Below are 25173 nucleotides of genomic sequence, written 5' to 3'. Positions count from 1 at the left end.
CCGCGTGTTATTCACGCAGCTCTTGATCCATAAATTCTTTAACCGTGATATCATCCCCTGCTTTATCTAGCAGCGTTGTCGTTGCTGGAAACGGATGTTTAATATGACTCGGTATTTTTTCATACAGCACAAAATAATCACTTTTTGGAACCGCGGCATCAATTGTATATGTATCGTGCACCAGAGCCGCCTTTACGCGCTCAATTTGTTTACTTCTATTTGTTCCTGTAAACAGCGCATATGTACCTTTATTTGTATGGATATCATCATAATCCACTAAATTGCTCATTTTGGTACTGACTTCAATACGCAGGCGTTTGTTCCATCCTTGCTTCAATACGGCCATTCCTTCTTTATCACCAGGTATGGAGAATAAGGCTATGTATGTATTAGAGTGATCAACCCGTTTAAAATCTTGCAGCGTAATCCTTGCAGAACCATCAATACTTTCTTTATGCTCCCAATTTCGCAAATGCTGCTGCACACTTGCAGCATTGTTTTCAATCGGATATCGAATCATCTCATACGCAACAATTACAACCGCTATACAAATGAACAGAAATAGCAACCGCTTTATCTTTCGCACATCTATTCACCTTCCTTAGCTTACTCCCCTTTTATGTAATTGCCTAAATTATAACTTCCTATTAAACCTCTGTCTATGCACTAGGAGAACTACGTTTTTTTTTACCACAAAAGGGATTTTTCAAACCTTTTGTCATAAAAATACGCTAAAAGACTCAGTAGCTGTTGAACCAAAAGAAACCGATCTCCACTCCCCTTCTTAATCCTTAAAGCAAAAAAAGATACCCATTTTGAAATGAGTATCGCTTAGCTTATCTATTATATCCTTCTATATCAAAGTCGTTTAAGGCTTATTTGCCGTTTTTTTATTATACACATCTTTCCGCACACATGTATCCTTTGACCTGATATCCATGTTTTTTGAGCTGCCGAATGCTTAAATTTCGGGAAATGCTGTCAGGAACAATTACGACCACTTCTTTATATGGAATTTCTGCATGCTGTCTCTCTAAATAAGGAAGCGGAATATGGATTGCTTTTTGACAGGGGTTTTGTTTCATTTCATGAAAATGACGAACATCTACATACGAAATCGTTGTAGAAGCACAGTCGGCGGTCGTCACTTTCTTTATTCCTTGCACCGGAACATAGCGTTTATAAAAACTGTAACAAACTAATAAAAGTAAAATACCTATGCTCATATATAATATCGCCATGTTTTCCTCCCAATTAATTTCTATACCCCTGTATGTATACTATATTCAAAAGAAAGAATCAACACAGAAGTACTCTATCTCATTTCTCTCTGAAAGAAAAATGGTCTTTTTACACTTTATTATGAAACCACAATAAAGTGACGAAATCAATCATTATTTATTTTGATTTTTCGAAAGATTTAAATACTAGTAAACAGATCGTTTTTTCTTCTTATAATGAAGAAACGCAAAATTTTTATCTTCATTTCCCCTCTTCTTTCCCGTTAAAGCTAAGGGTCGCTTATGAGTAATATAGCAGACCCAATGTTGCAAGAACGTCAGAAAAATGATTCTAAAAACGAAGGATGCGAGATAGGATAGTATGAACACGTGAAGCGAAAGACTATATTGTGATTGGCTCAGAAAAATACGAGTTAACTTAAAAATGCAATATACACAAAAAAGGAAAGCCTCGGAGACGAAAGCTTTCCTTTGCTAGATTAATCTCCGTCAAGGTTTGCACGACAATTATTATGAGACAAAGAGGTACTTTGTGCTTCATGCGGTTTTTTCTCACCCTGCATTGTCATATTTTCTTCTTCCGTGCTCCCTTTAGCAATATGTTTAGTTTTCTTTCCTTGGTTTAATGTCATGTTCATTCCCCTTTCTCGTGGATATAGTGTATGAAAATAACTCACACGCCATAAGAGGAAATGATATGAAAAAGCCCCTCTTAAATTGAGTGAGCTTTCTGCCTAAAACTGCTTTTCCTTTTATTGCTGAATCCGCATGAAAGGATATTCTCTATTTTAAACGTTCGTTTCTCGTTCCTTAGTAAGCACCAAGCTTTTACGCTCTGAGGATCAATTTTATACACAATGATAAATCGCTGTGTCAAACATCCTTTATCATCCATATAAATAATTTCAACAGGTCGTTTCGAAGAGTAGCTTTCTTGAAGTAGCCGTTCCATAGAATTCGCTCCTTTAATTTTTAGTTTACCGAACACACGTTCCTTTTTCAAGTGTTTTAAACTGAATAATTCGGTAGCTTTTACAGGTTAAAACGGAGAAAAGAGTGGGAAAAATGATAAAAATCATACAAATATTAGGTAATTGTGATATGGTAAAAGAGATTACTTAAGTTGGGAGAGGTGCATGATGGAAAGTAACATACTTAAATGGATCCCCGTTCCTTACTTTCAATTAAATCAAGAAGGTGAAATCCTGCATTTTTCTAGTCAAGCACATTCTTATTTTTCTTCAGTCTCCAGTCTGTGGAGCATTATTCATAAAGACGACCGGAAACAAGCAATGTGGATGCTGTCACAGCAATCTTCATCTAACCCCATCATCAGGCATTTGCGTTTGAGAACGAGCGATGATACATTTGTGAATTTTAAATGCACGATTCATTGGAAAAATAATGTTGGTCATTTAGTATGCACTGAAAAGAAAAATGTCAAGGATCCATTAGATGTTGTATTATCTGCTCAATCCTATTTAGAAAACTCAGACAAGCGATTAAAAGAATCGGACAAGGTGTTAAATAATGCAGCAGATTTATTATTTAATCGATTAAAACGATAACCAAATGAACATAATTTGCGCTGTATTCGGTTATTTCTCTCATTTTTAAAAGTCATTGAAAGGCTACCTATAGGGGTGGCTTTTTGTTTTGTTCTACACGTAAAGTCATTCTCTTTTCGCCCGCACCATTTAGTACAGAGTACATACACTAATAGGCATACTTTCCATATTTATTCTTCCTATATTTATGTTTTGCTCAGAAAAAAAGTCCGAATAATCAATAAATGTTTGAACATTTTTTTAAATTGACATATATTATAAACAAACAATCATTTGAATGTTTGAATGAAGGAGGAAATCATGCCAAAAGACCGCTGTGATATTTATTGTTTTAATGAGGAAAAAGTAAATCGTATTAAGCCTGCCATCGATGCCCAAGCTGTTCAAGGGGTTTCTGCCCTGTTCAAAGCGTTAGGAGATGAAACGAGGCTTAAAATTGTCTTGGCTCTGTATAAAGGCGAGGAATTATGTGTATGTGACGTAGCCAATATTGTAGGCTCTACAGTTGCGACTGCTTCTCATCACTTAAGACTGCTGCGTAATATAGGAATTGCCAATTATCGCAAAGAAGGAAAGTTAGCTTTTTATTCTTTAAGGGATGCACATATTAAACAAGTAATTGATATTATGTTTGCTAAAAAAGAAGATGTAACCATTTAAGTTTTTCTTACCGTATAGGGAGTGGGACACAATGAAACACGAAGATAAAAAACATCATCACCATACCGGAAGCTGCTGCAGCGGCCCTTCTTCATCAGAAATTGAGAACAGCCCCTGCTGCTCCTCTTCTTCAGAAGCCGCACCTACTGAAGAACCTTCTTCCTGTAGTACAAAGAGTCACGCACACAGTCACAGCTGCTGTTCAGATACAAGTGCGTTAACGACCGATAAAAGCCAGCATTCGTGCTGCAGCGATCACGATATAGCAACAGGCAGTGACATAGAAGAAACGGCTGAATACCGCGTGTATGGAATGGATTGTCCTTCTTGTGCTGCTACGATTGAAAAAAGTTTAAAAACGTTAAACGATATTCAACACGTAGCAATCAACTACAATACAGGAAAGCTTCAAGTGGCGGCGGCAAGTGAATCAGCTCTGTCACTCATTCCAAACTCAGTGGAAAGACTGGGCTTTAGTATTGAGCCTATTCAATCAAATAAGAAAATGAAAACGTATTTGATTGAAGGAATGGACTGTGCAGCTTGTGCAAACACGATTGTGAATCATTTAAAAACAGTTCCTGCTGTCAAAGACGTACGCGTTAACTTTTCAACGGGAAAAGCACAAATTGAACATGATAATGAAGCTGATGACATTATTAAAGAAGTATCTAAAGCTGGGTATACCGCTACTTTAGTGACCAGCAGCAGGCAGCCCGCTGAATCTCGACACCATAAAGGCAAAAATGGTCCGATTATTTTTTCAGGTATTCTCATCGCACTAGGTTTTATCGGTTCTCATACAGGAATTGCTTCTTATATGACAACTGTACTGTACGCTATTGCCATGATTGTTAGCGGATATAAGCCGGCTAAAAGTGCTTATTACGGAATCAAAAGCCGTTCTTTAGACATGAATGTTTTAATGACCGTTGCAGCACTTGGAGCAGCTGTTATTGGTGAATGGCTTGAAGGTGCTACGGTCGTCTGGCTATTTGCTTTAGGTGTAGCTCTGCAAACAAGATCAATTGAACAAACAAGAAACTCGATACGAGGTTTGATGGATTTAGCTCCTTCTGAAGCATGGGTAAAGGAAAACGGGCAGCTGATTAAAAAAGCTGCGGAAGATATTTCAATTGGCAGCACGATTGTCGTAAAACCAGGAGACCGAATTCCGCTCGATGGTGAAATTATAAACGGGGAATCCAGTATCAACCAAGCTCCTATTACAGGTGAATCTATTCCCGTTGATAAAGTAATGGGCGATGCTGTCTATGCCGGCACGATTAACGAAAGCGGATCGTTAGAAATTAAAGTCACAAAGCTAGTCGAAGATACGACCATTGCTAAAATCATTCATTTAGTAGAAGAAGCACAGGAGAAAAAAGCGCCGACTCAAGCATTTGTTGATAAATTTGCAACCATTTACACACCTATTGTCTTTATTTTAGCTTTATTCATTATGGTCATCCCTCCCCTGTTTGATGGTGCATGGAGCGAGTGGTTTTACAAAGGGCTTGAATTATTAGTTGTCGCTTGTCCATGCGCGCTAGTCATTTCGACTCCCGTCGCCATTGTATCTGCGATTGGAAACGCGGCGAAAAATGGTGTGCTCATTAAAGGCGGGACGTTTTTAGAAAAAGCCGGTGCAATCAATGCGATTGCTTTTGATAAAACAGGAACGCTAACAGAAGGCAAACCAGCCGTTTCAGAAGTTGTTTCCCTTGCTGCTGAAGAAAATCAGCTTTTAGCGATAACCAAAACGCTTGAAGATTATTCGAATCACCCTATTGCCCGCGCTATTGTGGATTATACTGCGGAGAAAAAAGTCGTTTCTTTACAAGGATCAAATTTTAAAATCCTTACGGGAAAAGGCGTGCAAGCAACAATTCAAGACACGGTTTATTACGCAGGTAACGCAAAATTATTCTCAGATTTAGGAACACCTCTAACACACTGCTGGTCTCAGATTGAAAAGCTTCAAAACGAAGGTAAAACGATTATTATTGTCGGAACAGCTAAAAGTGTTCTAGGCATTATTAGCGTAGCTGATACCATCAGACATACAACCATATCTGCTTTAGAAAGCCTTAAGCAAAACGGAATGCAGCAAATTGTGATGTTAACCGGTGATAACGAAGGAACAGCTAAAATGATTGCTGCTCAGTCTCGGGTAGACCGCTATTTCGCTGATTTGCTGCCTGAAGACAAAGTAAAGGCCATACAGCAGCTTCAACATGAAGGGTATCAAACGGCTATGGTTGGAGATGGAATTAACGATGCCCCTGCCCTTGCTACTGCTGATCTTGGCATTGCAATGGGCGGTGCTGGTACTGATACAGCCATGGAAACAGCTGATATTGTCCTGATGGCAGACAATTTAGAAAAGCTTCCTCATACAATGAAGCTAAGTCGCAAAGCGTTAGCTGTTATCAAACAAAACATTTGGTTTTCTATTATTGTTAAAGTCATTGCCTTAGCCTTTATCTTCCCAGGGTGGCTTACTCTGTGGATTGCCGTCTTAAGCGATACAGGAGCAGCGCTACTTGTTATTTTAAACAGCCTTCGCTTACTCAAAATGAAAAAATAAATGGAATCTATAAGCTTTCCAGCATGCGTTGGAAAGCTTATTTTTTAGGAGGGTTTACGTGAATAACCGCTGGAACCAATTTATTTATAAGTGCTGGGCCCCTTTTTATGATGTCTTTTTTAATAACGGGATGTTTTATCGAGCCAGAAAAAAAGTCTTTCAAGATGTCCCCTTTTCGTCTGAGCAGCGCATTTTATTTGTAGGTGTTGGAACGGGTGCCGATTTAGCTTTTATTCCTCATCAAGTAAATGTAACAGCCATCGACTATTCCAGTGAAATGCTTCAAAAAGCAAAAGATAAATACAAAAACCCGTCTATAACTTTCCACCAAATGGACGCTCAGCAGCTAACATTCGACTCTTTTTCGTTTGATGTTGTTGTAGCAAGCTTGATTCTTAGCGTAGTACCTGACGCTGAGCAAACTTTAAAAGAAATGACAAGAGTAGTAAAGCCTAAGGGAACGATCCTGATTTTTGATAAATTTGAAACCAAAAAGAAATCCGCGGCTTTTCCTAAAAAAATATTCCGCCTCTTCGTAAAATTACTAGGAACAGATATTGGCCTCTCTTTTGAACATATGCTTGAAGCAAGCCGGGATCAGCTTATCTTGAAGGAAAATTCAAGCGTCATGTTGAAAGGTATGTATCGGAAAATTATTTTGCAGAAAGTTGATGAATGACTTCAAAGACGAATGATGTCTTTTTAACGTGATGGATGTACATATTATTTTCTATCTTTAATTGAAGAAAGGATGAACATTTTGATGATGAAATCAAAGGTCATACCAGTTGTCCTTGCAGCAGGCATGGTGTCCGGCTGTGGAAACGAAAGTAAAGAAAGTTCAGCTAACAAACATACAGAAACAACACAACATGAAGAACATCAACCGCACACATTAGGGGATAAACGAGAAGAAACAAAAAATAGTGAAACTCTCCCTTCCTTTCTGAGTGACAAGCCCGAAGATATGCAACTTATTTATGCAGCCGCTGCTAAGCATCAAACCTTACTAGAAAACATTCCTTGCTACTGCGGATGTGGAGAAGAAGCTAATCATCAAAACAACTACGACTGTTTTATCTTTGAAAACAAAGAAAACGGCGCAGTAACGTGGGATGATCACGGAACAAAATGCGGTGTCTGCTTAGAAATAGCGGCTCAAGCTGTAGTAGACTACAGCAAAGGCAAAAGCATCGAAGACATTCGTCAAGAAATTGATCATAAATATAAGGAAGGCTATGCCACGCCTACTCCTACGCCGGAAGTATGATGCTTCAGTATAAAAATCATGAAAAGACTTTGATTTCTTTATTCAAAGTCTTTTTTTGTCATTTTATTATTGGTTGATAAAATCTCGTTTGACCTCACCTTTTTAAGTCCTTGTAAAACGCCATCATGTAAAAATAACACATTTGGACGTTTATTTACTGAATCCTCAGGGAATATGCTTTCTAACACCCAAATATAACCATGAGAGGAGAAAAAATCTATGAGTAATTCTGTAGAAACAAATCATTCAGCAAAAGTTGAAGGAGCAATTAATTCTATGAGCGAGGAGAAAAAAGAGGATATTCTCTCTAGCTTCGAAGGATTTAAAAGTTATCTAGGGGACAAGGTCTCAAAAGGTGAAAAGTTAGGGATGAATGAGGAACAGCTGGCTAAAACAGCTCAGAAAGTAGCTGATTATCTCGCTAAGCATGAAGAGCCTCGCAATCGAGAGGAAAACCTGCTTCACGAACTGTGGAAAGTTGGAGACAAAGAACAGCAGCATCACCTTGCCCATATGCTTGTAAGATTAGTTCAATAATAAAAAAGATGACACGCTGCCGTGTCATCTTTTTTATTTACAGATATTAAACAGCGGGAATGATAATTTGCTGCCCAATTTGCAGGTTGGTAGGATCTACGCTGGGATTTGCATCCTGCATCTGCTGAACAGTCATATTACACTTCTTTGCAATGCTATAGAACGTATCTCCTGCTTGTACAGTATACGTAGTGACAGGAAGAACAATCTGCTGCCCAATTTGCAGTTTGGTAGGATCTACGCCGGGATTTGCATCCTGCAGCTGCTGAACGGTGATATTATACTTCTTTGCAATGCTATAAAACGTATCTCCAGATTGAATGGTATAGAATGTAACGCTAGTAGAAGGTAAGTTTAAATACGCAGCAATTCCACGCGCGTGTGCTTCTCCCACTTCACGAAGAAACGTCGCGTTTTTTAGTTTTTCAGCGTCGGCTGTTGTATCGATAAACAAGTTTTCAGTTAAAACAGCAGGCATATTTGTTTCACGCAGTACAGCATAATTAGCTGTTTTTAAACCGCGATCTGTAATCGTTCCAAATTTGCGCATGGTTGGTAAAATCTCTGCATGAAGCTCTTTTTGTAAAAGAGAAGATTGACTTCCCTCTTGTGATGGATAGCGATACGTTTCAAATCCAGTACCTCCGCCGGCATTAATGTGCATCGAAACAAATATATCTGCTCCCCATGCATTAGCTCGGTTCGCTCGATCTGATAATGAAACGAACACATCGGTTGAACGAGTTACTTGAACATCTACTAAATAGTTATGCTCTAAATACGCCCGCGCGTGTAATACAAGCTGCAGCGTAATATCTTTTTCACGTAAATTATTTCCTAAAGCGCCTGAATCTGTACCGCCGTGCCCTGCATCTAGCCATACTTTTTTCATGTGAACCTTTCCTTTCAGCCATAATATGAAAAAACTTGGGGTTAACACCGGCTTTGTCCGATGTTTTATCTCTCATTCTATATATATATGTAAGTGGACAAGAAGGGTTCGTCCTCTTAAAGGTTAGAGAACAATAACTTAAAAAACTGGATTTTACCATAAACATAAAAAATCCGAACGAATTGGATTTATCGTTCGGATCTCCCTTTAACTAACCTATGTCCACGCCTTTTAATAGAGATAAAAAGCAGGTTCGCCATCTTATCTTTTGCTATTTCTCACTAAAAGCAATTTTTAAGCCAATAAGCGTAAAGATAGAGCCTTGCACGAGATTAAGCCGCTTAGACAGCGCCGGAGATTTTCGCAAAAACTCCCCTACTTTCCCTGCAAATAGACTAATTAACGTAAAGATAATCAGCGCTTGAACTAAAAACACAGCTCCATAAACAAGCATTTGCTGTGTGGCGTGTCCGGTTGAATGATTAACAAACTGAGGTAAAAGAGCAAGAAAAAAAAGCGAAACTTTTGGATTTAGCAGGTTCATAATCACTCCTTTTTTATATAGCATCTTGTACTCAACGGCTTCTTTATTTTCAACAGCGAGAGCGGAATCTTTCGCTGTAAACGTCTTATAAGCCAGATATAATAAATAAGCTGCCCCAGCGTATTTGACAATAGCAAATGCTAAAGCTGATTGATAAATAATAGCCGACAGACCCAACGTTGCCGCTGCTATATGACCAAGCAAGCCCGTGCAAAGACCTAATGAAGTCGAAATCCCTGCATATTTACCGTTTGATATGCTTTGTGCTAAAACAAATAAGTTATCAGGACCAGGCATAACCGTAAGCAAAGCGGCTACACCTAAAAAAGAAGTGATTGATACGATATCCATAATTCGTTCTCCCCCTGCATGATTTTGCCAACCATTATAGCATTTTTTACTATCTAGTATTCAAAAAAAGAAAATTCATCCATAAAAAAAAGGCTGGGACATAACTAAATCAATCTAATCTAAAGTTGATTTCCGTGCAAGGCTTCACCTTGTCCTCCAATCAACTGCTAGAAGCAATTGAAAACATGAAATCTATATTCAACATAACAACAAAAAAACACGAACTACCAATCAAAAAAAAATTAATAGTTCGCATTTGACTTCAACTGAAATACTTTTGTCCCAGCCTCATTTTTACTACTTATTTAATTTGTTTTTCTATAACTTGCTCTTTAGCCGAGGCAGTCTGTGCTTCCGCTTCTTTCATTTCATTATTAACATGAATTGCTTCTTTTAAATACTCTGTTTTGTACCCGCTTTTAAGTGCCCAAGCATAAAAGAAAAGTGCAACAATTGCAATAAGTCCCATATCCCAGCCGTATTTAATAATATTGAGTCCCCCGAATTTTTCACTTCCTATCCAGGAGATTGTCATCATACATAATAAGTAGACAATCATCCAAACGCCAGCTCGGAAGTTTTGACCAAAGCCTTTCCATTTTGATTTTGCTTGATAATAAAAATAAATTGGCAAACCAATTAAAATAATAAATAATACCTGTCCAGTTAACGGCCATCTCGCCCAGTAAAGAGTAAGTGAAGCAAAAATAAAGCCAAGAGGCGCTATTACATTTAACCCTTTTATACGTAAAGGTCTATAAAGATCGGTCCCCGTTTTTCTTAACGTCATAGCTGTGATAGGACCAGTAAGATATGAAATTAACGTAGCTACAGAAATAATTTCGGCTAAAATTCCCCAGCCTCTAAATAAAAATAAAAAGATGAATGAGACAAATAGATTAAAAAACATGGCTTGACGAGGAACACCGTAAAGCGGATGAACTCGTCCTAGTATATTCGGCAAGTATTTATTTTTTTCCATACCATAAATCATGCGTGACGTGGTAGCTGTATACGTAATACCCGTTCCTGATGGCGATACAAACGCATCGGCATATAAAACAATAACAAGCCAGTTAATATTTAGTGCAATCGCTAAATCGGCAAACGGCGAATTAAAGTTCAGATGACTCCATCCTTTTACGATTTCTGAAGGATTTACCGCTCCAATAAACGCAATTTGAAGCAATACATAGATCACGGTTGCAATCAAAATGGATCCTACCACGGCAATTGGAATAGAGCGTCCCGGATTTTTCGCTTCTCCCGCCATGTTAATAGGGCTTTGAAAACCGTTAAAAGCAAACACAATCCCAGACGTAGCAACAGCTGTCAACACGCTTGCCCATCCATTTGGAGCAACGCCTCCTGCAGAGGAAAAGTTTCCGCCGTGAAATCCTGCGAATAAAAGAGCACCAATTGTAAGCCCTGGAATTACAATTTTAAAAACGGTAATAAGTGAATTAGCTTTCGAAAATAAGCCTACCGTCCAATAATTTAAAAGAAAATAAATGATTAATAGCCCTGTAGCAATAGCCAAGCCTTTTCCAGTAAGAATCCCGTTTTCTACTAAACTCCCTGTCCATTTCGCCCACTCCCACGGCCATGAACTCATGTACTGAACAGAGGCAACCGCTTCAACAGGAATAACGGATACAATGGCAATCCAGTTTGCCCAAGCCGCAATAAAGCCAAGAAATGAGCCGTGCGAGTACTGCGTATACTTAACCATACCTCCTGCTTCTGGAAACATCGATCCTAGTTCACTGTAAGAAAGAGCTATAAATAAAATAACAACCATTCCAATAATCCAAGAAGCAATTGCTGCAGGGCCTGCAATTTGAGCAGCTCTCCATGCCCCAAACAGCCATCCTGATCCAATAATAGATCCAAGGCCGACCATCATGAGAGAAAACGTTCCCATTTTTCTATGTAAGTTATTCATGTATCTAACACCTTTCTTCTATATATTCTGAGAAGTGAGTTATTAAGCGCTTTCATTAAATTTAAAAAATAAAATTCATTTTGATCTTTAAAAATGCTGCTTAAAAGTACTAACCAAAAGCTTTTACATTCATTCACGCGTCCCCCTTCTTCATTTATTATTTGCTATTATATCATCATCAAGTTAAAAAAGTACGCGTTTTGAATAAAAAATATTTTTATTTTTAGAATTTTGTGCGTTTCACCAATTAAAAGTGCGCGTTTTGAACACTAGCATTTATAAAAACAGCCTTTTCATTAAAGTGATATACAAACGATTTTGCTGCAATAACTAGAAAAAAAGCAGGGTAAAATGAAGCGCTCATTTTACCCTGCTTTTTTAAATTATTTTACAACAGCTAACACTGTTTCTTTGAAGCTGTTATAAACATACGACCAAAGAGCCGGTTCTTCTTTATATCTTGTTCGTAACGCAGAAAAGACTTCTTTTTGCTTTTCTTCAAACGAAGGATCTTCTTTTGAAGGAAGTTCGGCGCGAAGCTCATCCACGATTTGCTGAACTTCAGGAGCACGAGGACCCCATTTACCTAGTAAATTTCCTTCATTATTAAAAATTAAAATAATCGGAATAGCACGGCCGCCGTTTGTTAAGTGACGATCAATTAATTCGGTGTCCGCATCGCGCAGTGCAACACGCACATCGATACCGGCAGCTTCAGCTACTTTACGAATGATTGGGTTAATCATCATCGCATCTCCGCACCAATCTTCAGTAATCGCTAAGAAGTGAAGCTTGTGAGCTTTTAATTTGTCAGCCAGTCCATCTTTAGGAAGCTGAAATTGTTCATAAACAGCTAAACTTTCCTCTTTTAATGTACTCATGTCGTTCATATATGTTTGAATTGATTTTCCTTCTTCAAAATACTGCTGGTCTGTTTTCATCAAGATCCCTCTTTCTTTTTTGTATACAAATAGATGAGATATCCAATCTCGTTTTCGTCTTTTCTATACGCACTACTAGTATAGCTTTTAAGCACCATGAATCAAAATATAAAAGTCTGCGTGCTCATTTTGATCATGTTTTTTTATTCTGCGACGGAATTCATAAACCTTCAATTTAAAAACAGCACATTGAGATGTTATAAAAAAAGAGAATGGGGTACATGTACACTATCAATGTAACAAATTTTAAATCTTTGTGAATATTTGAGAATGTTTATTGTGTAACCGTCATCTTTTGATTATGATAATGATATGTTAGCTACTTGACTAAATATGGAGGATGAGGCGAATATGAATCAATCCCCGCATGAAAAGCGAAAAAAACGCAAACAGTTTGTAGAACGTTTAAGACTAAAAGGAATTAAAATAGAGCTGACAAAACCGCGCTCTCACTTTTCTTCACTATCCTTACTAAAATCATAACTCGTAGCCACCTTTTTCTAAAGCGGAACGGTATCGAATTTCAACTATCTATGCTAATGCTTACATATCATTTCAAAAAGAACAGCTTCTAAGTGCTGTTCTTTTTTGATGTTTCTTTATATTTCTGCTCTGTCAAAAAAATTATAAACCTTTTTCTTTATTTCCCCCTTTTTTCTACCTAGGGCTTTTCGCTCCCTTCCATATGGTATTCTCAAAATATATAGTTCTATAAATACCTTAAATTACCACTATATTCAAAGTATATATAATATAAGTATATATTGTAAATTTATAACTCTTACTATATAATCTTGTAGAAAACGTAAAAAAAAGGAGAAAATTGATGAAAAAACTGGGGACAATTTTATTATCATTTCTGCTGTTTGTTGGCGTATTTCCAACGTCTTCATTCGCAGCCGCGTCAACATTTGACGCAGACTTCAACAAATATTTAAAATCCGTAAGCCAAACGCGAGGCTTTGAAGTAACCAAAGACGACGTTGAATATTCACTTTCACTGTATGACGATAGTCTTGAAAACTACGATACAATCGCAGATTTAGAAGATTTTTTAGGTGAACCGATTGCAGCTGACTTACATAACGTGCAAGATTTGTATGCAGATTTTGACTTAGACAAAACAAGCTTAAATGCATTATTAAAAGAGAACGGCCAAAGCTTAGACGACTATGTGTACCTAGAGGATTTATACGATGATGTCGGCTTCTATCTAGAGGGCGATGACTGGTATGAAGATGATGAGTCATATGACGAAGAAGACACTTCTTACGATGATGAATTAAGCGAAGAAGATTTAAGCGGCTTACTATCATTTATGCAGTCTGAATTAGGCTTAACTTCAGAAGAGTTAAATCGAATCGAAGCACATTTTACATCGTTAGAAGATGAGCTTTCAAATGAAGCAACGCTTAACCGCTTAGATCAATTAGGCGAGCGCTTAGCGGCATTCGAAGATTTTGATACAGCAACAGAATTATCTGCTGATCAAATCGCTGAATTAATGTCTATTTATAAAGAAATGCTATCAATCTTCCATTTAGACGCTAAATTTTCACTTGTACAAGGCGGAAATGAAAAACCGCTTTCTCTTACTGATTTAATCAACTTAGAAGAATTAAAAAATGCAAGTCTAAAAATTTCTCTTTATACAACAGACGGTAAATTTTTAGCAGACATGGTGATCACAGGCGATATGTTTAATTCTGATATCATCACAGACACAGGAAAAGAAGTAGAGAAATCTGCTGAAGCTGTAGCAAAACCAGCTCAAGCGCAAAAACCAGCAGTAGAAAAGAAACAAGAACCTGTGAAGCAACAAACGAACGGCGCTGTACAAAAAACCGTTAAAGGCGGAAAACTTCCGGAAACGGCTTCTAATTATGTAACAAATACATTAATTGGATTAGTGCTTGTAGCAGCTGGCTTTGTTCTTTTCCGCAAAGTGAGACGCGCATAAAATGGAACCAAGAAAAACAAGAAGAACAATCAATCGTAAAAAGCGGTTGATTGTTCTTTCCCTTTTAGCCGCTGTCATCTGCTTTGGTCTTTGGTTTACAACAACAAACGCCTATAAATTTGCAAGAGGCTATTTGGCATTTAAAACAATGGATACAGAAGAACCAGCCGCAGCTTCAGTCTCTAAAAGCAAGGACTCATCAACGGCAGACTCTTCTGCTGAAGCTTCTTCTGTTGATCCCCAAAAAGCGGTACACTCTCGTACTGCTAGCTCAGAAAAAAAGCCGAAAGTGTCAAATGTTTCTTATCCGAAACAGCCAAAAATCGGTGATTTAATGGGAGAACTATATATTCCTAAATTAAACGCGAAGCTGCCAATTTATCACGGTACGAACGAAGATGAATTAGAAAAAGGCGTCGGTCATTTTGCGGGAAGCGTGCTGCCTGGTCAAAACGACAATTCTGTTCTATCAGGACATCGCGATACGGTTTTTCGTAAGCTTGGCGACGTGGGTGAAGGCGATTCGCTTGTGGTAAGTACAGCAGCAGGCACCTTCACATACAAAGTAAATAAAGTACGAATTGTGGATGCGGATGACCGGACCGTTATTGTGCCAAAACCTAGAGCCACTTTAACCGTCAGCACCTGTTATCCATTTAACTACGTTGGTTCAGCACCTGAACGCTATATTTTAGTCGCTCACCTTGTTGCATCAACAACAAAATAAAAAAGCTGCCCTTAAAGAGGCAGCTTTTTTTAATGAATAGATTTCATTAGTAAATCAAACCATATTTTCAACGAAGTCGCCGTAATAACGACTGCTAAGATCACTTGCAGCGACGCTACCTTCGTCTTTTGCCCGACAAAAGCGCCAATCGGAGCTGCTAGTAAGCTTGCTCCAATAATCATAAGCGCCGGAAGCAAAAGGACTTGATGCGTCATTACTTTACCGAATGTTGTTCCCATAGACGAAATAAACGTCACGGCTAATGAGCTTGCAATCGTTACGCGCACAGGAATTTTTAACACGGTAATCATAATAGGAACAAGTAAAAATGCGCCTCCTGCTCCGACAATTCCCCCGCAAATCCCAACTAAAAACGCCAGGGCTGCTGCCAAAGGTTTTGAAAATGTCACTTCGAATGAATCGGCCGCTGGATTATTTTTTTTGGGTATAAACATTAATCCTGCAGCAATTGTTGCCATCACGCCGTAAATGAAATTGATCATTCCTTCTGAAAACGAGTTTGATAGCGTTGAACCAATGAGACTACCAACTAAGACACTGACGCCCATATATAAAATTAACGGTTTATTCAAATAGCCGCCCTTTTTATAAGCAAGAGCTCCTGAAACGGAGGCAAACAGCGACTGCACGGCTCCTATACCAGCTACTTCGTGTGCGCTGAATATTCCCACTCCTACAAGAGGCGGAACAAATAGCAACAGCGGGTACAAAACAACTGACCCTCCAATTCCAAGCATACCTGCTAAAAATGACCCGAAAAACCCGAGTGCAAATACCGTTATTAATAGTTGTACATCCATGTTTTTACCACCTGCTTTTATCAATCCAATATCATGTTTGTTAGAAAGTATGTATACATACAACGCCTTATCTCTTCTTCCATTGTATCACTGTATATGCTTCTTTTCTGTAAAAATATTGATAAAAGTGCTTTCAATTATTAATTTTTTTAATCATTAAAATCCTATCGACTTTATGCGTTATTTACGTTTAGCTCAAACTTCCTCGTTCTCCGCTCTGCTACTTGTGGTAGAATAAAGAAAAACTAGATGTTAGAACTGCCTACACGCTACGCTTATCTCAGCAGGCCCATCATCACAGGAGGCTTTCGTATGTTTGAATACAAAATTGATGACGAAGTTAGTTTGCATTTAATTGAATCAACTGACGCTTTCCCCTTGCTTTCTCTTATTAACGAGTCAAGACCTTACCTAAAAGAATGGCTGCCATGGGTAGATAGCATGCAAAGTATTGCTGACTATGATGAACTCATCCCTGAATGGAGAGCTCAATATTATAATAACCAAGGGTTCCAGGCGATCATTCGGTACTACGGAGAAATCGCCGGAATGATTGGTTTCCACGGAATTAATTGGGGAAATAAAAGTACAAGTCTCGGCTATTGGATTGGACATGATTTCCAAGGAAAAGGCATTATGACAAGAGCCGTACACGGATGCCTGAATTATGCATTTAATACGTTAAACCTTCATCGAGTCGAAATACGCTGCGGCGTTAATAATGAAAAAAGCAAAGCCATCCCTACGCGTCTAGGTTTTACAGAAGAAGGCATTTGCAGAGAAGGTGAATATCTATATGATCACTACCATGATCTTGTAATTTATGGCATGTTAAAACACGAGTGGAAGCAAGCTCCTTATGCTCCGTGGCTTCTTTCTTAAAAAGCAGGATCATTTGTACAAGCTATCGTTTAAATAGGGTATAGTAAAAAGATTAAAAGAAGCTGGGACAACAATATGTGAGTTGAAGAGAAATCCGAACGAGGTTGATTCTTAATGAAGAATCAACCTCGTTCGGATTTTTTATTGTGATGCTGAACACAGGTTTCATTCAATGCAGGTGATACCAGCTGTTGATTGGAGGGCAAGACGAAGACTCCTGCGGGAAAAGCGGAATAGATGAGACCCCGCAGGAGAGAAGCGACGAGGAGGCTCATCGGCCGCCCGCGGAAAGCGAAGTCTTGTACGGAAATCAACAGCGGTGTAACAAGCGGTTCAGCTCATGTATCCAATTTGTTCGCCTTTTGATTGGAGCGATTTCGTTATGTTTCAACCTATTTTTAATTAAAATATTGAAGCTGTTCGCGGCGAAGCTTATCTTTTTGTTTGTCCGAAATTGAGTAGTCGTAGTTATAAATAGCTCCTTCCCAATCTCCATACATTGGATTTGGAAACACAATTAGCTTTTGACCAAATGCTTCTTTTTGTTCTTCTACAAGCTTATTTCGATCGTTCATCGACTTTTTATCAAAGCCGCTAAAATCAGATAAGTTATCACCAAACAGCAGGACTACATTATGATTCGTCGCTACTTTTTGACGGCGCGTTTCTTTTCCTTCGTCTTTTGGACCCGTCAACAGCACATGGTCTTTGGTTGCTTGAGGAATATGTAAATTCTTTAGGTTTTTAATTGTTGCCTCAAGCTGAGAAGTTGTACGGCCTGAAATGTAGTAAATATCTACACCTTTTTGATCTGCATACGTCAAGAAATCGACAGCACCTGGCACTGCTTTCGCTTTTGCTGCTTGCACCCATTCATCCCACTTATAAGGGAATCCTTTACCCGTTTTGATGGCTGAAGCTTGAAATGGGCTATTATCAAGCACGGTTTCATCTAAATCCAAAATAATGGCAGGCTTTTTATCGGTACTTTTTGCAAGCGCCTCATCTAAACGAAGCTTCCCTGTATTATAGCCTTGGTAATACAAAGCTTTCATTTCGCCGGATGTCTGGTACCAAGCGTCCGCCATAATTTGCTGATCAGCTAGATTTTGAACGGGTTCTTTTTTCTCAGCAGAAACCTCTTTTTCCTGCTGAGGGGCACATGCTGTAAGCGAAAAAGCAAGTACAGCCACCCCTGTCAACGCTGATAATTTCTTATTCATTTTGCATCCACTTCCATCTCTACATATTTTCATGCTAATGATGTTATATATTACCTCAATCAAACAAAAAATCAACACAAATACGAATAATATTTTAATTAATAATTAAAATATTTCGTTTTAACTGATATTCCTTCCCTTTTTTTGACCATTATCCAAATATTTGTTTATACATTTTCCAAAATCCGTTTTTCTCATTCTTTCTTTTTAATCTTTTTTTAGAAACATATCGGCTTATCACTCATTTGCTCCAGAAGAACTCAATAAATCTGAATTATCTAACTTTTTATCTTGTGTTAGATTCTCTCACAAAAGTGCTTTTTTTTGAAAAGATATATAGTAAAATAGATTTTGTGAATTAAAAGACGGTGTTTTCTATCGAAAGTATTGTATAAATATACAAAAGGGGATGGAGATATGAATCACGTAAAACAATGGGGATGGATTACCTTTGGCTGCTTATGCGTTGCCATCGGAATTCAATTTTTAACCGCTTCTAACCTCGTTATTGGCGGAACGGCCGGACTTGGCATTGTGCTGCAGCATTTAACCGGTATTTCATTTGGGGTATTGTTCTTTATCATCAATCTACCGTTTTATTTTATGGCTCTTACACAAATTGGACTGCAGTTTACGATAAAAAGCTTCATCAGCGTTAGCCTGATGTCAGTGATGTCCGATTTATTAGCTGCCAACTTTTCGTTTTCGCTTCCGCATCCGCTTGTAGCCGCGGTTGTGGGCGGCGTTATCGTTGGCATTGGACTGATTTTTTTGTTTCGCCACGGCTCTTCTCTTGGCGGAATCAACATGCTATGCGTGTTTCTTGATAAACGATTTGGCATTAATCCAGGTAAAACAATGCTTTTGACAGATGTGTTGATTGTAGGCTCTGCAACAGTGGTATTCGGCGTAGTTCAAGTTCTTTATTCGTTAATTGGTATTTTCATCATGACAGGACTGCTTGGACGCTATCACAAACGCTCGCCAATCGAACGAACTGGTGAACATATTGAAGAAGAAGCCAAACAACAAACGGCTTCAACTATGTAAAAAAACCGTGCGGAAATGATCCCGCACGGTTTTTTTACGCTTATTCTGCTACTTTTACAAGCTGTTTTCCTAAGTTTGCTCCTTCGAATAACCCAAGGAACGCTTCAGGTACATTTTCAAAACCTTCTACTACGTTTTCGCTGTACTTGATTTTCCCTTGCTGCACCCATTCGCCTAACTGCTTAATGCCTTCAGGGAATTTGTCAGCATAGTCGGCTACGATAAACCCTTTCATTAGCGCACTGTTAATTAATAAAGATGTTTGAACACGTGGTCCAACATCTTGTTTTTCTAAGTTATACAGTGAAATTTGGCCGCAAAGTGGAATGCGCGCAAATTTATTTAATAAGCTAACAACTGCATCTGAAATCTCTCCGCCGACGTTTTCAAAGTAAACATCAACTCCATTAGGACACGCTTCTTTCAATGCTTCTTTCACATTTCCTTTTTTATAATTAATCACTTCATCAAATCCGAGCTCATCTTTTAAATAAGCAATTTTATCTTCAGAACCTGCGATGCCGACAACACGTGCGCCTTTAATTTTAGCGATTTGACCAACAACAGATCCAACAGCACCTGCTGCACCGGAAACGACTACTGTTTCGCCTTCTTTTGGCTGACCGATTTCAAGTAGTCCAAAATAAGCTGTGAGACCAGGCATACCAAGAACGCCGATAGCCGTTGTAATTGGTGCTAGCTCTGGATCAACTTTCTGTAAGTTTTTTGCTTCTGCGGCTGAATAGCGTTTCCAAGGAAGCATACCTGTCACGATATCGCCTTCTTTAAAGCGATCTGATTTTGATTCCGTTACGCGTGCTACAATGCCGCCTGCAAGCGGTGCGTTTAGCTCAAATGGAGGAACATATGATTTTGTATCGTTCATGCGTCCTCTCATATACGGATCAACAGAAAGGTAAAGTGTTTGAACAAGTACCTCGCCTTCTTTCGCTGTAGGCATTTCAATTTTTTCGTATTTAAACGTATCTTTTGTTGGCATTCCCTTTGGGCGTTCTGCTAATAAAATTTGTTCATTCATCGATATCGCTCCTTTTTATTTCTCTGTTTTTTGTAAAATGTGCTAAACTTACCTTTGTTATTTTAAATTATATATTGTGCACAACGCAAAAAATATGATTGTGCAATAACACCGAAGGAGAAAAAGACATGGAGCTAATTCGCTGTAAAGAAAATGTTGTTAAAAAACTAAACGAGTTTGTTGAAGTAACTCCCCCCGTTATTTTGTTTAAAAAAGGCAATATGTATCCGATTAAAATGGATATCAACTATAACTGGATTGCCACAGATGAACAAGGTTATGAGCATATTGTCGCTTCAAACACAAAGAATGTGCAGGACGACTACTGGTTTAGCTACCATTTTGACTTATATTAAGGAGTTTCCCGGATTTACTCTTCGTAAACGTTATATAAATAAAGTGTTGCATCAGTAAAAAAACAGCGCCAGAATTCTGGCGCTGTTTTTATGTAGTAATCGCAATTGCACGGGTAGTCGTTTGAACGCTCACCCCAGTTGAAGAACGGACAAAAAATTCCATTCTGACTGAGTACGTGTATGTGCCAATTGATGCTACTGTATCTACCCATGTAAAAGAAAGAGCATTTTGCTGAGTAAATGACAGTGTTAGAACGGCTGCAGCTCCTTGCTGTAAATTCTGTGAAAACAAAAGCTGAGAATTTCTATATACTCTAAGTGTTACCCCGTATTGATAACTAGTTAATCCAAGAGGAATGTTTGCTTCAATTGTCGCAAACCCATCTATTTTCATCTTCTGATTGTTTTTTTTCGTCTCAGCATTTACTGTTAAAATGCTTGTTTCAGAACCGTAAGTCAACGACTGAACGCTTTGAGACTGCGATGAAAATATATTCAGCTGGCTTTGAATCACGTCTCCCATTACTTTCCCTCCCTTTATTTATATGGAATATACGGTAATAAAGTATATACTTACCTTTTAGTTTACATGACTAAGAGTTCAAAGACCTCCTTAAACCAGCTTGTTAAAACTATTTCTTAATTCACAAAAGCTGGCTACTGTAATGTTCCATTTTCTGCATCGATATCTACTTAAGATTATGTTACAATCACGGTAAAGTAATTTATGATTGATAGAATAAAAGCTAGAGCTTGAAAAATTCGAGGTGGATTATGCAAGGTAAAGTTGTATATAAAGAAGGATTTTCAGTGATAGGCATAGCAAAAAACGGAGAGTATCAAAAAGAGAATCTTTTGAAGCAAATACTTAAAGAAAAAGAAATGATTACTTCTTCAAAAGAACCTCATATGATTACAGGCATTTGCATGGCTCCGAAAAGAGAAAATTATTTTTATATTGCAGGTACAGAAGTAGCTGATACGGCTTGTATTCCAAGCGGTATGAGCGTTCATACGTTTCCTTCGTTTACATACCTGCAGTTTAAACACAGAGGTCCCATTACATCGCTTGGGTCGACGTATAACAGCATCTGGAATGAATGGCTGCCGAACTCTCCTTACAGCATGATTGAAGGTCCTGCTCTTGAAATTGTAAATACAGCTATACACGGCAATTTATATAGTGATACATATGAAATGGATATTTATATTCCCATAAAGCTTGGACATTAAAAAAGGTGAACTTACGTTCACCTTTTTCCTATTTTTGCAGCTGTTTATATAAATGATAAAGAGTAAAAACGCACTCTGGATGACGCTCTTTATGGTTAAAAAAGCCATGGGGAAACATGAGTGAAAAATTCCCTTTTTCAATTCCGGTCACATACTTGTTTTCCATAAGCGGATATTCTTTCACAACCCAGCGCGCTTCATCAATAGTAGACGTAACCACCTCACCAAAGTATACGCCCATACACTCTTCGAATTCTTCTTTTGTCATTGAAAAATAGTCAAAGCGATCGCCGTCTTCTAGATCATAGTAAAGAAGCTCTAATATTTTCAAACTTTCATCTGTAAAATCAACGGTGAATTCAGCTACCGCTTTGCTTATTTCATGAATCTGATTCATGCACTGTTCGCGCACTTGATGATAGTAATAGCTAGCTTCAAACTGATGTTCACACGTCACTAGCGATTCTCCGTATGATGCTGTTAGATCATGATGCTTGCTCATGCTGACACCTCCACGCTAAGCTTATGGAGCAAGTATAACATTAACCAAGCTACTATTGAGCATCTTCCATTAACAACCTATCCGCGGCAATATTAGGTTCACTTTTTACTCATTATTCTGCCGTACACAAATCCTCCGCTAACAAGAAGAATACCGCTAATTAATACGCTGCTTAAAAAGATTTGCGAGTGCATCAAGTGATTATACATCATCCACACGCTCATTTCGTCATCTCCTTTTGGCCTTTTTAACTAGTATCCCCGATTTTCTTACCGCACATGCCGGCATTTTCATCATTTTTTCATCAAGCCTCTATATAGTTAAAGCCGTGAAGCCAACTATCTTTTTTCATCGTTTTACTCTTTAAAAAGCCTGCTTATGACTCTAAAGCAGGCTTTTTTTATAGGTTGAAACAAGTAATTAAGTCGTCTATTCCCACTAATTGTGCATAGTAAGGTATAATTAAAGATAGTTTCACTTTTCTAAAGTGAGAAATACATAGGAGACATCAAAGGAGACATGCAAATGACAGAACTCGAAAAAGCGAAAATTCAGCACCGAAAGCTGTCCAAGGGACAGGTATTCGGTAGGGCCATCGCTATTGCGATCGGTGCCCTGCTCATGGCCACAGGACTTGAAATCTTCCTTGTTCCAAACCACGTTGTCGACGGAGGAATTACCGGTATTTCCATCATGCTTTCGCATATTACCGGCGTAAATCTAGGAATCTTTCTTTTTGTACTAAATCTTCCGTTTGTATTTATCGGGTACAAGCAAATGGGAAAAACATTTGCCCTTTCCACTATTTTTGGCATACTGGTTTTATCCATCTTAACTTCTAGATTTCACCATGTCCCCGCGTTTACCGCAGACGTTCTTCTTGCTACCGTTTTTGGAGGGATTATTCTCGGAATTGGAATTGGACTCGTCATTCGCTACGGCGGAGCGCTTGACGGTACGGAGATACTTGCCATTTTAATCAGTAAAAAAATTCCGTTTTCTGTAGGAGAAATTGTAATGTTTTTCAACTTCTTCATTTTAGGAGCAGCGGGATTTGTGTTCACGTGGGACCGCGCCATGTATTCTATCCTTGCGTACATCATTGCGGCTAAAGCCATTGATACAGTTGTAGAAGGATTGGAAGAATCAAAATCAGCTTGGATTATTAGTGATCATTCTGATGACATCGGCGATGCGATTAATGCGCGTCTAGGTCGAGGCGTTACCTATTTGCACGGTGAAGGTGCTTATACGGGCGATGATAAAAAAGTGATTTTCTGCATCATTACGCGCCTTGAAGAATCAAAGCTAAAAACCATTGTTGAAGATTTTGACCCTACTGCCTTTTTAGCCGTTGCAGATATTACCGAAGTCCGCGGCGGACGCTTTAAAAAACGAAACATTCACTAAAAAAACGCGTAGAAAGCATGATGCTTTCTGCGCGTTTTTATGTAAAAGAGACTTTTTGAACCCGCTTAAACCATTCATAACAAAGAAGTACAATTAAACATAAGTCGATTAAATCGCCTCCGTAATACATCAGCATAGCCCCCTGCTGCGCCTCTTCTGCCGAGACGTGCATAGGCGGGTGAGCGTACACATATTTTGATAAAATACCGTGGGCGGCAAGAGCAAGAACCAATACGGACGCTCGGTGCGTAAAAGCTTTTTGATGCGGCGAAGGATCAATTGAAATCATCGATACGGTGAATAAATAGCCGGCTAAAAATACGTGAATATGTACAGCGACATGCACGAAAAAAGAGTGATGCATCATGCCATACAGACTTGTTGTATAAAGAATCCAAAGTCCTCCTACGTTAAGAACAGAAGCTGTCACCGGACTGCTGATGAACCGAACAAACCGTCCTTTTAAAAGTTTTGACACCTTTCTGGCTGCATGAACCGGAAGCGTGCGAAGCAGCAGTGTAAGAGGTGCTCCTAACGCCATTAAAAGCGGAGCTAGCATACCTAAAAGCAAATGCCCCGTCATATGCGCGGTAAAGTCCATATGAGCACGAGCTGCGAGCGGTCCTGCTACAGAAGATATGGCGCATAAAATACCAAGTGTCCAGCTGGACGTCCTATATAATGACCATTTTCTATACGTTGCATTTGAAGACGTTACAGCCCACACGTATAAAAAAAAGGCAGCGACAAAAGGCAGGGCTAATAAAAGCTGAGATAGTACTTCATATTTAATCATGATGTGCACCTTGTTTACGTGTAAACCATGTTAAAACGATGCCAATAAGCAGCATCAAACATGCAAGTACATTCCACGTAATGTCGTAAGGTGCAATCTTCACTCCGTACCGAATTTGGTGAAGGCCCATAAGCTTATGCTGCACGATCCCGTCATAAAGCTGAAACGCCCCCGCTCCAAGCAATACTCCTCCTATCCACCTTTTCACCCACCAGCCGCCCCGGCGCCTTAGATCTGCCACCATAAAAAGTGATGCAATTGTAGCGAACCAGCTGAATGCATGAAACAAACCGTCTGACACTAAACCAGCGGCCGTTGTGGACTTATCATAAAAATGATGCCAATGAAGCAGCTGATGAAACACTGCTTCATCAATAAAAGCAACTAACCCTACGCCAAACAAAAAGCCTGACCAGCTATTTCGAGCGCGGTGAACCACGCGCTGATTTGCAGTTGCTTCGTGCTTCTTTTCCATATATATATCCCTCCCTGCCAGTTCTTTAAGTTTATATCGATTCTAATGAACGTATACCCTATTAAAGAGAAATGAATCTATAATATGGAAAAATAGGAGCTATATCCTAATCACGTTTTCACCATTTTTTCACCATAAAGGTATAGGATAGTATTTGCGA

At 38.7% G+C, this 25173-nt stretch carries 31 protein-coding genes; 15 read left to right on the top strand and 16 right to left on the bottom strand.

What is annotated here, in order from left to right; translation table 11 throughout:
- Positions 1–7 precede the first annotated feature (7 nt).
- The 4 genes from ACH0CI_RS08520 to ACH0CI_RS08505 form a co-directional block, all read right to left on the bottom strand.
- The gene (locus ACH0CI_RS08520) at positions 8–586 is read right to left on the bottom strand and encodes a hypothetical protein (protein WP_013057828.1); all 579 of its coding nucleotides are present in this window, start codon (positions 584–586) and stop codon (positions 8–10) included.
- Positions 587–893: 307 nt separating this feature from the next.
- A complete protein-coding gene (locus ACH0CI_RS08515; protein ID WP_335708336.1) occupies positions 894–1241 on the bottom strand; it encodes a rhodanese-like domain-containing protein in 348 nt (115 codons plus the stop codon).
- Positions 1242–1720: 479 nt separating this feature from the next.
- The gene (locus ACH0CI_RS08510) at positions 1721–1873 is read right to left on the bottom strand and encodes a hypothetical protein (protein ID WP_335708337.1); all 153 of its coding nucleotides are present in this window, start codon (positions 1871–1873) and stop codon (positions 1721–1723) included.
- An 80-nt stretch (positions 1874–1953) separates the two neighbouring features.
- Positions 1954–2193 (bottom strand): hypothetical protein, encoded by a 240-nt coding sequence (locus tag ACH0CI_RS08505; RefSeq protein ID WP_033580560.1) that lies wholly within the window; start codon positions 2191–2193, stop codon positions 1954–1956.
- A 187-nt stretch (positions 2194–2380) separates the two neighbouring features.
- On the opposite strand from ACH0CI_RS08505, the gene ACH0CI_RS08500 reads away from it, so the two are divergent.
- The 6 genes from ACH0CI_RS08500 (at position 2381) to ACH0CI_RS08475 (ending at position 7866) form a co-directional block, all read left to right on the top strand.
- Entirely contained in the window at positions 2381–2809 is a 429-nt protein-coding gene (locus ACH0CI_RS08500; protein ID WP_335708338.1) for a PAS domain-containing protein, read from the top strand.
- Between the two features lie 300 nt (positions 2810–3109).
- Entirely contained in the window at positions 3110–3469 is a 360-nt protein-coding gene (locus ACH0CI_RS08495) for an ArsR/SmtB family transcription factor (protein ID WP_335708339.1), read from the top strand.
- Positions 3470–3500: 31 nt separating this feature from the next.
- Positions 3501–6059: a heavy metal translocating P-type ATPase gene (locus ACH0CI_RS08490; RefSeq protein ID WP_335708340.1), complete on the top strand. Its 2559-nt coding sequence runs from the start codon at positions 3501–3503 to the stop codon at positions 6057–6059.
- A gap of 58 nt (positions 6060–6117) precedes the next feature.
- Positions 6118–6738, top strand: a complete 621-nt coding sequence (locus ACH0CI_RS08485; protein WP_335708341.1) for a class I SAM-dependent methyltransferase — start codon at positions 6118–6120, stop codon at positions 6736–6738.
- An 84-nt stretch (positions 6739–6822) separates the two neighbouring features.
- A complete protein-coding gene (locus ACH0CI_RS08480) occupies positions 6823–7329 on the top strand; it encodes a PCYCGC motif-containing (lipo)protein (RefSeq protein ID WP_080974266.1) in 507 nt (168 codons plus the stop codon).
- A gap of 219 nt (positions 7330–7548) precedes the next feature.
- Positions 7549–7866, top strand: a complete 318-nt coding sequence (locus ACH0CI_RS08475; protein WP_013083905.1) for a DUF3243 domain-containing protein — start codon at positions 7549–7551, stop codon at positions 7864–7866.
- A gap of 46 nt (positions 7867–7912) precedes the next feature.
- On the opposite strand, the gene ACH0CI_RS08470 is transcribed toward ACH0CI_RS08475, so the two are convergent.
- The 4 genes from ACH0CI_RS08470 to ACH0CI_RS08455 all read right to left on the bottom strand — a co-directional run bounded on the left by ACH0CI_RS08470 (position 7913) and on the right by ACH0CI_RS08455 (position 12539).
- Positions 7913–8758: an N-acetylmuramoyl-L-alanine amidase gene (locus tag ACH0CI_RS08470; RefSeq protein ID WP_406901256.1), complete on the bottom strand. Its 846-nt coding sequence runs from the start codon at positions 8756–8758 to the stop codon at positions 7913–7915.
- A 271-nt stretch (positions 8759–9029) separates the two neighbouring features.
- Positions 9030–9653, bottom strand: a complete 624-nt coding sequence (locus ACH0CI_RS08465; protein ID WP_155007959.1) for a LysE family translocator — start codon at positions 9651–9653, stop codon at positions 9030–9032.
- A gap of 301 nt (positions 9654–9954) precedes the next feature.
- Positions 9955–11598 (bottom strand): glutamate/serine transporter AimA, encoded by a 1644-nt coding sequence (locus ACH0CI_RS08460; protein ID WP_047750503.1) that lies wholly within the window; start codon positions 11596–11598, stop codon positions 9955–9957.
- Between the two features lie 383 nt (positions 11599–11981).
- Positions 11982–12539: a thioredoxin family protein gene (locus tag ACH0CI_RS08455; RefSeq protein ID WP_335708460.1), complete on the bottom strand. Its 558-nt coding sequence runs from the start codon at positions 12537–12539 to the stop codon at positions 11982–11984.
- Between the two features lie 351 nt (positions 12540–12890).
- On the opposite strand from ACH0CI_RS08455, the gene ACH0CI_RS08450 reads away from it, so the two are divergent.
- The 3 genes from ACH0CI_RS08450 (at position 12891) to ACH0CI_RS08440 (ending at position 15226) form a co-directional block, all read left to right on the top strand.
- Positions 12891–13022, top strand: a complete 132-nt coding sequence (locus tag ACH0CI_RS08450) for a hypothetical protein (protein WP_013057845.1) — start codon at positions 12891–12893, stop codon at positions 13020–13022.
- Positions 13023–13365: 343 nt separating this feature from the next.
- Entirely contained in the window at positions 13366–14499 is a 1134-nt protein-coding gene (locus tag ACH0CI_RS08445) for a processed acidic surface protein (RefSeq protein ID WP_335708072.1), read from the top strand.
- Position 14500: 1 nt separating this feature from the next.
- Complete coding sequence (locus ACH0CI_RS08440) at positions 14501–15226, top strand: class D sortase (protein ID WP_406901254.1); 726 nt, start codon at positions 14501–14503, stop codon at positions 15224–15226.
- A 29-nt stretch (positions 15227–15255) separates the two neighbouring features.
- On the opposite strand, the gene ACH0CI_RS08435 is transcribed toward ACH0CI_RS08440, so the two are convergent.
- On the bottom strand, positions 15256–16047 hold the full coding sequence (locus ACH0CI_RS08435; RefSeq protein WP_335708074.1) for a sulfite exporter TauE/SafE family protein: 792 nt from the start codon (positions 16045–16047) through the stop codon (positions 15256–15258).
- A 312-nt stretch (positions 16048–16359) separates the two neighbouring features.
- On the opposite strand from ACH0CI_RS08435, the gene ACH0CI_RS08430 reads away from it, so the two are divergent.
- Positions 16360–16929: a GNAT family N-acetyltransferase gene (locus ACH0CI_RS08430; RefSeq protein ID WP_013083913.1), complete on the top strand. Its 570-nt coding sequence runs from the start codon at positions 16360–16362 to the stop codon at positions 16927–16929.
- Between the two features lie 191 nt (positions 16930–17120).
- Positions 17121–17387, top strand: coding sequence for a hypothetical protein (locus ACH0CI_RS08425; protein WP_406901383.1), 267 nt, complete (start codon positions 17121–17123; stop codon positions 17385–17387).
- Here the strand turns inward: ACH0CI_RS08425 and ACH0CI_RS08420 are convergent.
- Positions 17328–18152, bottom strand: a complete 825-nt coding sequence (locus tag ACH0CI_RS08420) for a 5'-nucleotidase, lipoprotein e(P4) family (protein WP_028414438.1) — start codon at positions 18150–18152, stop codon at positions 17328–17330. The genes ACH0CI_RS08425 and ACH0CI_RS08420 overlap by 60 nt on opposite strands.
- Positions 18153–18569: 417 nt before the next feature.
- Between ACH0CI_RS08420 and ACH0CI_RS08415 the strand changes: the two genes are divergently transcribed.
- Positions 18570–19202 carry a YitT family protein gene (locus ACH0CI_RS08415; RefSeq protein WP_406901253.1) on the top strand — a complete coding sequence of 211 codons (633 nt, stop codon included), beginning with the start codon at positions 18570–18572 and terminating at the stop codon, positions 19200–19202.
- A gap of 40 nt (positions 19203–19242) precedes the next feature.
- Here the strand turns inward: ACH0CI_RS08415 and ACH0CI_RS08410 are convergent, their stop codons facing one another.
- Complete coding sequence (locus tag ACH0CI_RS08410; protein WP_406901251.1) at positions 19243–20241, bottom strand: NADP-dependent oxidoreductase; 999 nt, start codon at positions 20239–20241, stop codon at positions 19243–19245.
- Positions 20242–20369: 128 nt separating this feature from the next.
- Here ACH0CI_RS08410 and ACH0CI_RS08405 point away from each other — a divergent pair, with 128 nt between their 5' ends.
- The gene (locus ACH0CI_RS08405) at positions 20370–20597 is read left to right on the top strand and encodes a hypothetical protein (RefSeq protein WP_335387684.1); all 228 of its coding nucleotides are present in this window, start codon (positions 20370–20372) and stop codon (positions 20595–20597) included.
- Between the two features lie 88 nt (positions 20598–20685).
- On the opposite strand, the gene ACH0CI_RS08400 is transcribed toward ACH0CI_RS08405, so the two are convergent.
- Positions 20686–21120, bottom strand: coding sequence for a hypothetical protein (locus ACH0CI_RS08400; RefSeq protein WP_033580550.1), 435 nt, complete (start codon positions 21118–21120; stop codon positions 20686–20688).
- 251 nt (positions 21121–21371) lie between these two features.
- Between ACH0CI_RS08400 and ACH0CI_RS08395 the strand changes: the two genes are divergently transcribed.
- Complete coding sequence (locus tag ACH0CI_RS08395) at positions 21372–21830, top strand: GyrI-like domain-containing protein (protein WP_047750500.1); 459 nt, start codon at positions 21372–21374, stop codon at positions 21828–21830.
- A 28-nt stretch (positions 21831–21858) separates the two neighbouring features.
- On the opposite strand, the gene ACH0CI_RS08390 is transcribed toward ACH0CI_RS08395, so the two are convergent.
- Both ACH0CI_RS08390 and ACH0CI_RS08385 read right to left on the bottom strand, forming a co-directional pair.
- Complete coding sequence (locus tag ACH0CI_RS08390) at positions 21859–22332, bottom strand: hypothetical protein (protein ID WP_335387682.1); 474 nt, start codon at positions 22330–22332, stop codon at positions 21859–21861.
- 98 nt (positions 22333–22430) lie between these two features.
- The gene (locus tag ACH0CI_RS08385) at positions 22431–22556 is read right to left on the bottom strand and encodes a hypothetical protein (protein ID WP_016764808.1); all 126 of its coding nucleotides are present in this window, start codon (positions 22554–22556) and stop codon (positions 22431–22433) included.
- Positions 22557–22857: 301 nt separating this feature from the next.
- On the opposite strand from ACH0CI_RS08385, the gene ACH0CI_RS08380 reads away from it, so the two are divergent.
- Entirely contained in the window at positions 22858–23742 is an 885-nt protein-coding gene (locus tag ACH0CI_RS08380; RefSeq protein WP_033580547.1) for a YitT family protein, read from the top strand.
- Positions 23743–23779: 37 nt separating this feature from the next.
- Here ACH0CI_RS08380 and ACH0CI_RS08375 read toward each other — a convergent pair whose 3' ends face one another.
- Positions 23780–24538, bottom strand: a complete 759-nt coding sequence (locus ACH0CI_RS08375; protein WP_033580546.1) for a cytochrome c oxidase assembly protein — start codon at positions 24536–24538, stop codon at positions 23780–23782.
- Positions 24531–25013 carry a DUF2243 domain-containing protein gene (locus tag ACH0CI_RS08370; protein ID WP_335387679.1) on the bottom strand — a complete coding sequence of 161 codons (483 nt, stop codon included), beginning with the start codon at positions 25011–25013 and terminating at the stop codon, positions 24531–24533. The genes ACH0CI_RS08375 and ACH0CI_RS08370 overlap by 8 nt, the downstream gene beginning before the upstream one ends.
- Positions 25014–25173: the final 160 nt, after the last annotated feature.

The sequence above is a fragment of the Priestia sp. 179-F W1.4 NHS genome (genome assembly GCF_045369295.1).
Classification (GTDB): Bacteria; Bacillota; Bacilli; order Bacillales; family Bacillaceae_H; genus Priestia; species Priestia zanthoxyli.
The sequence above is the reverse complement of the archived record's forward strand: the minus strand, read 5'-3'. Positions and strand labels throughout refer to the sequence as shown.